The sequence below is a fragment of the Novosphingobium sp. B-7 genome, assembly GCF_000410615.1.
GTDB classification, from domain to species: domain Bacteria; phylum Pseudomonadota; class Alphaproteobacteria; order Sphingomonadales; family Sphingomonadaceae; genus Novosphingobium; species Novosphingobium capsulatum.
Map to the genome: position 1 here is coordinate 1 of NZ_APCQ01000567.1, position 292 is coordinate 292.

Genomic DNA, 292 nt, shown 5'->3' on the forward strand with positions numbered 1-292 from the left:
GGCTGGATCACCTCCTTTCTATGGAGAATTGATGAACGCTGTTCATCAATAAAGTTTCCGTGTTTCGTTTTGTTCAGTTTTGAGAGAACTATCTCTCATATATAAATGTATGTTCTTTGAAAACTAGATAACAGTGTAGCTCATATTTTTTAATTTTTAGTTTGGTTAAGTTAGAAAGGGCGCACGGTGGATGCCTTGACACTAGGAGTCGATGAAGGACGGGACTAACGCCGATATGCTTCGGGGAGCTGTAAGTAAGCTTTGATCCGAAGATTTCCGAATGGGGAAACCC

At 40.8% G+C, this 292-nt stretch carries 1 rRNA gene; it reads left to right on the forward strand.

The annotated features are described in order from the left end of the window. Nucleotides 1–163 precede the first annotated feature (163 nt). Nucleotides 164–292: ribosomal RNA gene (locus H926_RS0106715) — 23S ribosomal RNA — on the forward strand; the annotation flags it as partial.